This window comes from Streptomyces sp. TRM68367, from assembly GCF_014495685.1.
Classification (GTDB): Bacteria; Actinomycetota; Actinomycetes; order Streptomycetales; family Streptomycetaceae; genus Streptomyces.
In genome coordinates, this window is the sequence record NZ_JACTVI010000065.1 from 36,859 (window position 1) to 47,134 (window position 10,276).

Annotated in this window: 10 protein-coding genes and 1 pseudogene; 6 read left to right on the plus strand and 5 right to left on the minus strand. The window is 69.6% G+C overall.

Annotated elements, in window-relative coordinates; genetic code table 11:
• Positions 1-103 precede the first annotated feature (103 nt).
• The 5 genes and pseudogenes from H8R17_RS31195 to H8R17_RS31210 all read left to right on the plus strand — a co-directional run bounded on the left by H8R17_RS31195 (position 104) and on the right by H8R17_RS31210 (position 3,814).
• The gene (locus H8R17_RS31195; protein WP_187826566.1) at positions 104-877 is read left to right on the plus strand and encodes an SGNH/GDSL hydrolase family protein; all 774 of its coding nucleotides are present in this window, start codon (positions 104-106) and stop codon (positions 875-877) included.
• Between the two features lie 6 nt (positions 878-883).
• Complete coding sequence (locus H8R17_RS31200) at positions 884-1,225, plus strand: DUF4326 domain-containing protein (RefSeq protein WP_187826567.1); 342 nt, start codon at positions 884-886, stop codon at positions 1,223-1,225.
• A 71-nt stretch (positions 1,226-1,296) separates the two neighbouring features.
• A complete protein-coding gene (gene purB, locus H8R17_RS31205; protein WP_187826568.1) occupies positions 1,297-2,736 on the plus strand; it encodes an adenylosuccinate lyase in 1,440 nt (479 codons plus the stop codon).
• Positions 2,733-2,933 (plus strand): annotated as a pseudogene (locus H8R17_RS47565) (uracil-DNA glycosylase family protein); the annotation flags it as partial. The gene purB and the pseudogene H8R17_RS47565, both read left to right, overlap by 4 nt.
• A gap of 50 nt (positions 2,934-2,983) precedes the next feature.
• Positions 2,984-3,814 (plus strand): methyltransferase domain-containing protein, encoded by an 831-nt coding sequence (locus H8R17_RS31210; protein WP_187826569.1) that lies wholly within the window; start codon positions 2,984-2,986, stop codon positions 3,812-3,814.
• A 4-nt stretch (positions 3,815-3,818) separates the two neighbouring features.
• On the opposite strand, the gene H8R17_RS31215 is transcribed toward H8R17_RS31210, so the two are convergent.
• A complete protein-coding gene (locus H8R17_RS31215; protein ID WP_316959576.1) occupies positions 3,819-6,062 on the minus strand; it encodes a site-specific integrase in 2,244 nt (747 codons plus the stop codon).
• Between the two features lie 208 nt (positions 6,063-6,270).
• Entirely contained in the window at positions 6,271-7,467 is a 1,197-nt protein-coding gene (locus H8R17_RS31220) for a tyrosine-type recombinase/integrase (protein WP_187826570.1), read from the minus strand.
• Between the two features lie 97 nt (positions 7,468-7,564).
• On the opposite strand from H8R17_RS31220, the gene H8R17_RS31225 reads away from it, so the two are divergent.
• Positions 7,565-7,918 (plus strand): mismatch-specific DNA-glycosylase, encoded by a 354-nt coding sequence (locus H8R17_RS31225; RefSeq protein WP_399477509.1) that lies wholly within the window; start codon positions 7,565-7,567, stop codon positions 7,916-7,918.
• A 64-nt stretch (positions 7,919-7,982) separates the two neighbouring features.
• Here H8R17_RS31225 and H8R17_RS31230 read toward each other — a convergent pair whose 3' ends face one another.
• Genes H8R17_RS31230 through H8R17_RS31240 form a run of 3 tightly spaced genes read right to left on the minus strand, consistent with a single transcriptional unit; the run spans position 7,983 to position 10,108 of the window.
• Positions 7,983-8,423, minus strand: a complete 441-nt coding sequence (locus H8R17_RS31230; RefSeq protein ID WP_187826572.1) for a hypothetical protein — start codon at positions 8,421-8,423, stop codon at positions 7,983-7,985.
• A 41-nt stretch (positions 8,424-8,464) separates the two neighbouring features.
• The gene (locus tag H8R17_RS31235) at positions 8,465-9,187 is read right to left on the minus strand and encodes an ABC transporter permease subunit (RefSeq protein WP_187826573.1); all 723 of its coding nucleotides are present in this window, start codon (positions 9,185-9,187) and stop codon (positions 8,465-8,467) included.
• 3 nt (positions 9,188-9,190) lie between these two features.
• Positions 9,191-10,108 (minus strand): ABC transporter ATP-binding protein, encoded by a 918-nt coding sequence (locus tag H8R17_RS31240; RefSeq protein WP_187826574.1) that lies wholly within the window; start codon positions 10,106-10,108, stop codon positions 9,191-9,193.
• Positions 10,109-10,276: the final 168 nt, after the last annotated feature.

The following is a 10,276-nucleotide window of genomic DNA, read 5'->3' on the forward strand; positions in this document are numbered from 1 at the left end:
GGTGAAGGCTGGGCGGGTGAAAGCGCCCGTGGCTCGGGCCTTCGAGGTGCGCTCCCGGCTGACCGACCGCTAGGTATGGGTGCGGGTTACCATCTCTGTCGCCATGCAGACGAACCCCACCCACACCAGCCTGGTCGCGGTCGGCGACTCCTTCACCGAGGGCATGTCGGACCTGTTCCCCGACGGCACGTACCGCGGCTGGGCCGATCTCCTCGCCGCGCGCATGGCGGCCCGCGCGCCCGGCTTCCGGTACGCCAACCTCGCGGTGCGCGGCAAGCTGATCCGGCAGATCGTCGACGAGCAGGTCGACACGGCGGCGGCCATGCAGGCCGACGTGATCACGCTGGTCGGCGGGCTCAACGACGCGCTGCGGCCCAAGTGCGACGTGGGCCGGGTGCGCGCGCTGCTGGAGGAGGCGGTCGGGAAACTGGCACCCTCCTGCAAGCAGCTCGTGATGATGCGCAGCCCCGGCCGCCAGGGCCCGGTGCTGGAGCGGTTCCGGCCGCGGATGGAGGCGCTGTTCGCTTGCGTCGACGAGCTGGCCGAGCGGCACGGCGCCCTGGTCGTCGACCTGTACGGGGCGCCCTCGCTGGCCGACCCGCGCATGTGGGACGTGGACCGGCTGCACCTGACCGCCGAGGGGCACCGCCGGGTCGCGGAGGCGGTGTGGCAGACCCTCGGCTACGACTCCGAGGACACCGGGTGGCGCACACCGCTGCCGCCGGCGGTGCCGCCCGGGTGGGCGGCACGGTGGGCCGCGGACGCCCGGTTCGCCCGCCAGCACCTGCTGCCGTGGATCGGGCGGCGGCTGACGGGGCGGTCGTCCGGGGACGGGCTGCCGCCGAAACGGCCCGAGTTGTCACCGTACGAGGGGTAGGTCCTCGTGACCACGCGCGTGATCAACGTCAGGGGCCGCCTGCACGAGTTCGGCCCCCGGATGGAGCGCGCGCCCGAGGACCTGGTCTACGTCGGCCGCCGCTGGACCATGGGCGGCTGGGACCTGCCGAAGCACCCCCTGTACAACCCGTTCGCCTACGACACCCCGGCGAAGAAGCGGGACGGGACGCGGGCCGAGGTCATGGCGAAGTACCGGGCGTATCTGCTGGAGCGGCCCGGCCTGCTCGCCCTGGTGCCCGCGCTGCGCGGCAACGCACTGGCCTGCTGGTGCGCGCCGGAGCTGTGCCACGCGGAGGTGCTGGCCGAGCTCGCAGAGTCGCTCCCGTAGCGCCCTTGTAGCTTCCGACGAAGACCCCTGTGGCGCTGGCCTGCGCGAATCGCCAGGTAAACTCCGGACGCGTGACTGCGCCCGCCAAGCCCCGCATCCCGAACGTCCTCGCCGGACGCTACGCCTCCGCCGAGCTCGCCACGCTCTGGTCGCCCGAGCAGAAGGTGAAGCTGGAGCGGCAGCTCTGGCTCGCCGTGCTGCGGGCCCAGAGCGACCTCGGCGTCGATGTGCCGGACGCGGCGCTCGCCGACTACGAGCGTGTCCTCGACACCGTCGACCTGGCCTCCATCGCCGAGCGCGAGAAGGTCACGCGGCACGACGTGAAGGCGCGGATCGAGGAGTTCAACGACCTCGCCGGGCACGAGCACGTGCACAAGGGCATGACGTCCCGAGACCTCACCGAGAACGTCGAGCAACTGCAGATCCGGCTGTCGCTGGAGCTGATGCGCGACCGTACGGTGGCCGTCCTGGCGCGCCTGGGCAAGTTGGCCGGCGAGTACGGCGAGCTCGTCATGGCCGGCCGCTCCCACAACGTGGCCGCGCAGGCCACCACGCTGGGCAAGCGGTTCGCGACCGCCGCAGACGAACTGCTCGTGGCGTACGGCCGGGTCGAGGAGCTGCTCGGCCGCTACCCGCTGCGCGGCATCAAGGGCCCGGTCGGTACGGCGCAGGACATGCTCGACCTGCTCGGGGGCGACGCCTCGAAACTGGCGGAGCTGGAGCGGCGGATCGCCGCACACCTGGGCTTCGCGCAGGCGTTCACCTCGGTCGGCCAGGTCTATCCGCGCTCGCTGGACTACGAGGTCGTGACCGCGCTGGTGCAGTTGGCCGCCGCGCCGTCCTCGCTGGCGAAGACGATCCGGCTGATGGCAGGGCACGAGCTGGTCACCGAGGGCTTCAAGCCGGGCCAGGTCGGCTCCTCCGCGATGCCGCACAAGATGAACACGCGGTCCTGCGAGCGCGTGGGCGGCCTGATGGTCATCCTGCGCGGCTACGCTTCGATGACCGGCGAGCTGGCGGGCGACCAGTGGAACGAGGGCGACGTGTCCTGCTCGGTGGTGCGCCGGGTGGCGCTGCCGGACGCGTTCTTCGCGCTGGACGGGCTGCTGGAGACGTTCCTGACGGTGCTCGACGAGTTCGGCGCGTTCCCGGCGGTCGTGGCCCGGGAGCTGGACCGCTATCTGCCGTTCCTCGCCACGACCAAGGTGCTGATGGGCGCGGTGCGCGCGGGCGTCGGCCGGGAGGTCGCGCACGAGGCGATCAAGGAGAACGCGGTGGCGACGGCGCTGGCGATGCGCGAGCAGGGCGCCGAGCGCAACGACCTCCTCGACAAGCTGACCGCCGACGAGCGCCTCCCGCTCGACCGGCCGCAGCTGGAGGCGCTGATGGCGGACAAGCTGTCCTTCACCGGTGCCGCGGGCGACCAGGCCGCCGCCGTCGTGGCCCGGATCGAGGAGATCGTGAAGCAGCACCCGGAGGCAGCGGGCTACACCCCCGGAGCGATCCTCTGACGCGCTTCACCCCCGAGGAGCTGGAGGCCGCCCGCGACCGTCTGGTACCGGACGTCGTCGCGGACGGTCTGCGCGTGCTGTTCTGCGGCATCAACCCTGGTCTGATGACGGCCGCGACGGGCCACCACTTCGCCCGCCCCGGCAACCGCTTCTGGCCGGTGCTGCTTCTCTGCACTTCACCCCCACGGGTGACACGAGCCTGGTCGGAGAGGTTCAAGGGCTTGATCGGGGCGCGTAGCGTGCTCGCATGAATGATCAGTCTGCTGCTCATGGCTTCACGTCGGTGGACAGTCAGTCCCAGCCCGCTGAGTGGGTCAGGGTCCTGGACCGATTGGGCGCTGAGCCGTTCTATGCCGCCTACAAACAGAGGTTGCAAGAGCTCCTGGGCGCCAAACCCGGCGAAGTGTTCCTCGAAGTCGGAGCCGGCGCCGGGGACGCTGCTGTGGCACTCCGCTCTTGCTATGGGGCGGAGGTCGTCGCGATCGACAGCTCCGTGACCATGATCGGACAGGCGCGGGCACGAGGGCTGTCGCATGCCGCCGTTGCAGACGCGCACCGGCTGCCGTTCGGAGCGCGTCGATTCGACGGTGCCTGGGCCGACCGTGTCGTGCAGCACGTCGCCGACCCGTTCCGGGCGTTGGATGAGTTGCTCCGGGTGATCCGCCCTGGGGGCCGAGTCGCGTTGGCCGATCCGGACTACGACACCCAGGTACTCGACATCGATGACCAGGACCTTGCCCGCCGGGTCCTGCGCTTTCGGGCTGATAGGGCGTTGCGCAACGGATCGCTGGCCCACCAGCACGCCGGACTGCTCTCGGCTCGCGGTCTTGGCGACATCACAGTCGAGGCCAGGACTCTGGTGGTGCGCGACCCGTCGGCGGTGGACAACGTCATGGGCTTGCGCACGTGGGCGCATACCGCCGCGAGCCGGGGCTATCTTGATCCTGAGGATGCAGACCGCTTCGTGGTCCAGTTCGACGATGCCGTCCGCACAGGGCGATTCATGTATGCCGTCACGTTCTTCCTGACCGCTGGCACGCTGCCGACGCACGGCGCTGCCCCGACGAGCGCACTCTGATCGCTCACGTTTGATCATCAGGCATCCCCGGCCTGGGACGAGGGATACCCAGTTCGACAGTTGGACGCTGCGCTCGCCGCTGGGTCTCCTGCTGCTTTGAGCGCAGGAAGCTGAGGGTGAGATCGAGGCCCTCGATCTCACCGACCCAGCCCTCGGCTTCTGCACGTGCACGGCGGGCGAGGAGGTCGGCTTCCAGTTCCGCGAGGCGGGGAAGCATCTTCGGGTTGATGTGAAGCATCGGGCAGCGGATGCAGGCGTGTTCGTGCTGGCAAGGGGTGCCGTAAGGGCGTCCGCAGGAGCCGAGTTCGACCTTGCGGCGGTCGAAGTGCTCCTGGAACTCGGACCATTCCTGAGCCGTTGCGTCGCGATACTCGCCCTCGGGCCTGACCTGGCGTCGTCGGTGGAGATGCTCCTGGTAGTGGCGGACGACGTCCTCGTCGAATACTGCGACATAACCACGGGTGGTCTGGATATTGAGGTGGCCCAACAGGGCCGCTCCGATGTGAATCGGCAGGCCACTGTTGACGAGCTCAGTGGCGAAGATTCGGCGGAAGTCGTGCGGGGTGAACTTCAGTCCGCGGAAACCGGGGTGGACCTCAGCTAGCGCTTGCCCGCGCCGACTGATCATCTCCTGGACGGCATGGATGCTGAAAACGGCGGGCGTTGTGCCGTTCTGCCGTTGGAACAGGAACGGCATGGGCGCACTCCACTGTTTGTCCTGTGAGTCGTACCTGCTGACGAGAGGGATCGGGCGGCCGGTCCGGCCATGCCGGCGAATGATCGACGCGATGACATGGAAGAGTTCGGCGGACATCGGGATCACACGCTCACGGTCCGTCTTCGACGGGGCAATCACCAGCAATGCGATGACCTCGCCGTTTGCCCGCTGGTATTGCCGAACGCTCAGATGGGTGAGCTCGACGAGTTCCTCCACCCGCACTCCGGAGTGCCGCAGGGTCTCCACCATGGCCCACTCCCAGAAGGCTGCTTCCTCCTCGGTCCCGATGTGGATGATCTGGCCGGTTGCCTCCTCGATGACGCGTGTCGGAACCGCGTCGCCGTGGCGGAGGAGCTTGCGGTCGGCCTCCGTGGTGACTCGCCGGTACTCGGTCCCCTCGTGAGTGAAGAGTTCACCGTCCGCTGCCTTGTTGGCCCGTTCCAGGAGCAAGCGGGCACGGTCGTATCGCGTTTCCACATGCTCGACCAGCACAGGCAGCAGCGGCTGACGCTGGCGGGTGCGGTCGGCTGAGCGTTCGTTGATCCGTCGCCGACGGGTGCCAAGGCCGTGGAGCTCGCTGGGCGGGACTGGGCAGGGGGCGACCCACGCTGCCCAGCGTTCCGGTTCTTCAGCGGCCCAGGTGTGCAGGTCGTAGTAGAAGCTGCGGACCGCGATGATGATGCTGTCCTGCCCGGCGCGAGGCTTGCCGTTGTCCTTCATAGTGATCATCTGCCGCCAGGCCGCATAGTGCTCGTGCGAGATCCGCAAGTCGGTCTGGTCGGGGTTGACGCGCTCGATCTTCTCCCAGAAATGGTGAGCTACCAGCAACACCAGGTTTTTCAGGGTCGAGTAGTCCGTGTCGACCCGGCGTCGTGCGAAATAGTCGATCAGCAGTCCCCGCACTGATCTGTTGCGGATGGGGTATTGGTCGACCATTTCCTCGACGGTGCGCTGGCCACGCATCAGGGCAGCCCTCAGCGTGGACGGCGTCGCGGGTGTGAAGTGCCCCATGGCATGTAGGACATTCCACATCCCCTGGCCCACGAGCCGGTTGGCCACCTTGTTCCCCGGCTGCAGGACACTGCGGGCCCGGCGGTTCTCTTGGGTGAAGTGCAGCACCGCCGACGGCGTCACATCGCTCAGCGAGACTCCCTGAACCGCGAGGAGGGTGCACAGCTCCGACATTGCCTCTCGACGGTGGATGTGCCGCATCGGCTGCGCTTCAACCTGCGCGGCGTACTTATTGAGGAGCGGATCGCCTTGGGCGGCGACAAACATCGGCGCGAAGTTGTGCAACACATTGCGCCGGAAAGTGAGGAGAGTCGGCTGAATGACGCGCAGGCAGTAGAGCGCCCGGACCCCCGGGGTGATGGCCAAGCCGGTGGAACGACGGGTTCCGAGCGTGTTCGCGGCGACCAGCCCTTGTCCGACAGGGCTGGCATCCCATCGTTCCTGCCATGTCTGACCGGGGAAGTCGAGCAGGTACTCCAGGACACATTGGGCGGCCTGCGCTCGCTGGTTTCGGGTCACCCGGCACGCGTCCATCCAGACCGTGGCGGCGAGCCGACCGATGTGAGCGACGGAGGCCGTGGCGAGGTCCCCGTGCGGACGGGGCGGAACCGCAGCGACGGCCGGTTCGGGCGTAATAGCCCCGCCGACGAATCGGCTGGCGAAGTCGAGACCTTCAGCAACCGGCCCGTGCCGCCGACTGGCGCCCGTTGTGCGGCTGAGCTGGGACCTAGGCACCGAACACCGCCGCGATGTCGTCGGCGTCGTAGCCGGTGGGGAAGCTCCGTTCGACGCGCGGAGTGTTGTAGTGCTCGGTGAGCTTGTCGAAGAGCTCCTCGACGCGCATGGTCAGGTAGCGGCTGGTGGTCTGGATGTTGGCGTGCCTCAGGATGGCTTGCACCTCGGGCAGCGTTAGCTTGCCGCCGTTGGCCATGCGGCTCGCAGCAGTGTGCCGCAGGTCGTGAAGCGTCCAGTTGGTGCCCAACGCCTCGTTGGCGTGCTGGATGATGCGCCGCATCGCCCAGTAGGACAGGGGCCGGTCTGCCCCTCGGCGAGTCCGCCACATGGGCTCGTCCGCTGGCGGAGTGCCGATCTCCTCGAGGTAGCGGGCCAACCGCACGAACGCCTGCGGCGAGACCGGAACGGGCTGACGCTCCCGCGACCCCTTCGAGATCACGTAGACGCGCTGACCAGCCCAGTCCAGGTCACCGATGCCGACGCCGAGCAATTCCTCAGCACGGGCGCCGCTGGAGACGTAGAACTCCAGCAGTGCGCGGTCGCGTTCGCATCCCATGCGCTCGAACAATTCGTCCCACAGGTGATCGGGGATCGACCGCGGCGGCCGGTCTGCCACCTTCTGGCGCAGCCGGGCCCGGCCCAGCACCGGCCTCGGCTCCAAAGGGCTGCGATGGGCCAACGCCCGGCGTCGCTGCGGAGAGACTGGCACCGGGTTGGTGACCGGCCCGTTGCCCTGGTGGGCGTGGAACTCGTAGAACCCGCTGACCACCGACAGCGCGTGGTTGATCGTCCGTGGCGCATAGCCAGCTCGCAAAACCGGCTTCCCGGTGCGCAAGTTCACCGAGCCCGGGGCCGGGCCATCGGCCGACTTGCGCCGTCGTTGGGGGTTCGGCGCCGTCCGCAGCCACCCGGCCAGCACCGCAGTCTCGGCCTCGGTCGCCCTCTCCCAACCGACCCCGAGCAGCCACAACAGGCGGAACCAACGCAGCAGCCCGTACCCGTAGCTGCGGACTGTCAGCGGGCTGCTGTCATTCAGGGCCAGGTCCCGCAGGTACGCGGTGGCCGGCTCGATCTCGTCGTCGTACCCGTTGAGGACGATGTACGGAGGATGCACCCTCCTCGCCGGAACCACCGTCCCAACGCGGGGAACGTCCGCCCGCCCTTCCATCAGTTCATGACGCAGATCCACTTGCAGTCTCCTCGTTGATCTCAGGTACCAGCACCGAGACCAACGAGAAGACGTAGTGCAGATAACTGTGCATCTGTCCGGGTTCACGCCGCGCCTGATGAAGCCGTCGGAGCAGCAGCGGTTGCTGTCGTACCGGCTCGGCATCACCAATGTCGTGGCCCGGCCGACCACGCGGGCGGACGAGCTGAGCGTCGAAGAGTACCGGGAGGGCGGGCGGCTGCTCGCGCTGAAGGTGGCGCGGTTGCGGCCGCGGTGGCTGGCGGTGGTGGGGGTGACGGCGTACCGGGCGGCGTTCGGCGACCGCAAGGCTCAGGTGGGTCCGCAGGAGCGGGTGATCGGGGACGCGCGCGTGTGGGTGCTGCCGAACCCGAGCGGGCTGAACGCGCACTGGACGGCGGCGTCGATGGCGGAGGAGTTCGCACGGCTGCGGGAGGCTGCTGCGCAGGCCTAGCCGGTCGGGGCGGGTGCGTGTCCTGCGGTCACGAGGCTGCGTCCATGGCCCACGAAGCCGTCGGTCACGGCGGGCCCGTTTCCGTGACGACGGCCAGGAGTTGGACCTCGTCCGTCTCGTCCTGGTCGGCGACGGCCACCGCGACCCAGCGGCCGGTGCCCTCCACCTCCCATACCCAGGCCACGCGTGCGCGTGCGCTGAGGGACGCCCAGGGCTCGGGTATCTCCTCCCGTTCGGTACGCAGCAGCAGGGTCTGCAGGTTGTAGGGCGCCGTGAGCCCCCAGCGCCGGGCGAGGATCTCGAAGAGAGCGTCCCGGTCCTTCTCGTACTGCTCCACCGTCACGGCCCGCTCCGCCGGATCACCTCCCGGCATGCCGTGACTGGTCCCTAACGCGGCGACGTGGTGGCCCGGTCCCGAGTGGCCCACGTCTGAGGGGCCGTGCTCCGCCGGAAAGGGGCGGAAGCACAGCTCCTCGATGCGGGCGACGTAGTGCGCGATGCTCATGAGATCCAGTAAACCCGCCGCCACTGACAACTGGCGGCGCGTCAGGCATCCCGGCTGCGCACCCGCCACGTTCCGGCCAGCAGCGCGGCCGCCGTCCACAGCGCGGTCACTGCGAGGCCGGTCCACGGGCCGAGGACGCCGTCCCACGTCTCGCGGAACACCACCTGTCCCGCCTTGTCGGGCAGGAGATCGGCAACCGTGCCCGACATGTCGCCGATCACGAAGGAGACGATGAGCAGGAACGGGATCAGCACGCTCAGCGTGGCGACGCCGCTGCGCAGCACTGCGGCCAGACCGGCCGCGAGCAGGGCCATCAAGGTCAGGTAGATGGCACAACCGATGACTCCACGCACTCCCTCGGCCCAGGACAGCCCGTCCGCCCCGGCCCCGAGGACGGCCCGGCCGACGGCGAGGCTCGCGCCTCCCGTGACGAGCCCCACGGCCAGGACGGGCCCGGCGATCGCCAGCATCTTGGCCGCGAACCACCGACCGCGCCGCGGTACCGCGGCGAGCGTGGCGCGCAGGGCGCCGCCCTGGAACTCGGACGCGACCGCCGTCGTGCCGAACGCGATCGCGGCGATCTGCCCGAAGGCGACGCCGAAGAAGGCCGAGAACAGCGGGTCGGCGTCCGGGCCGCCGGCGTCGAGGCTGCCGAGCGCGGAGAACGCGAGGGTGGCGAGCAGGATCGCGCCCAGGGCGCCGAGGAGCGACCGCAACGTACGGATCTTGATCCACTCGGCGCGGAGGACGGGTGCGAATTCCATGGGTCAGGCCTCCTGGGGCTGGGCGGTGAACTCGGTCTCGGCGGCCGTCAGATCGAGGTAGGCCTGCTCCAACGTGGCTTCCTCCGCGTCAAGTTCGAGGACGGGCACCCCTGCGGCGGAGGTGAGGCGCCCGATGTCGTCCACGCGTGCGTCGGGCACCGTCCAGTGTCCGTCTGGGTGTTCCACGGCGTCGTACCCGTGCCGGGCGAGAGCGGACTTGAGGGCGGTGGGGTCCATGGTGCGGATCCGTACGCGGGGCTGCACGCGCGCGTGGATGAACTCCCGCATCGGGGTGTCGGCGAGCAGGCGGCCTCGGCCGAGGACGACGAGGTGGTCGGCGAAAGAGGCGGTCTCGTTCATGAGGTGGCTGGAGACCAGCACGGTGCGCCCTTCCTCCGCGAGGCGGCGCAGCAGCGCGCGGATCCAGACGATGCCTTCGGGGTCGAGGCCGTTGGCGGGTTCGTCGAGCAGGACCACCCTGGGGTCGCCGAGCAGGGCGGCGATGCCCAGCCGCTGCCGCATGCCCAGGGAGTACGTCTTCACCCGGCGTCGTGCGGCCGGTGCGAGCCCCGTCTCCTCCAGCACCTCGTCGATCCGGCGCGGCGGGATGCGGTTGCTCGCGGCAAGGGCGCGCAGATGGTCGCGGCCGGTGCGGGAGCCGTGCGCGGCCTGCGCGTCCAGCAGGGCGCCGACGTGCCGCAGGGGTTCGCGCAGCGCCGGGTACGGCCGGCCGCCGATCGTGGCGGAGCCGGAGGCCGGCCGGTCGAGGCCGAGCACCAGCCGCATGGTGGTGGACTTTCCGGCGCCGTTGGGGCCGAGGAAGCCGGTGACGCGGCCGGGCAGGACGCGGAAGGTCAGCCGGTCCACGGCCCGGCGGGTGCCGTACTCCTTGGTGAGGTCCTGGACGTCGATGCTGGTCATGGCAGCAGCCTGGCCGCTCGGACGGGGCCGGGGCCTCCCCCGCCGGTGGCGGTCGTCTCCCCCGTGCGGGGGAGGCCCGTTGATGCTCCTATTGCCTGTCAAGCGGCTTGGAGCCAGTTGCGGTAGGCGTGGGCGAGGCCGTCGTCTCGGCGGATACCGCGTTCGAGG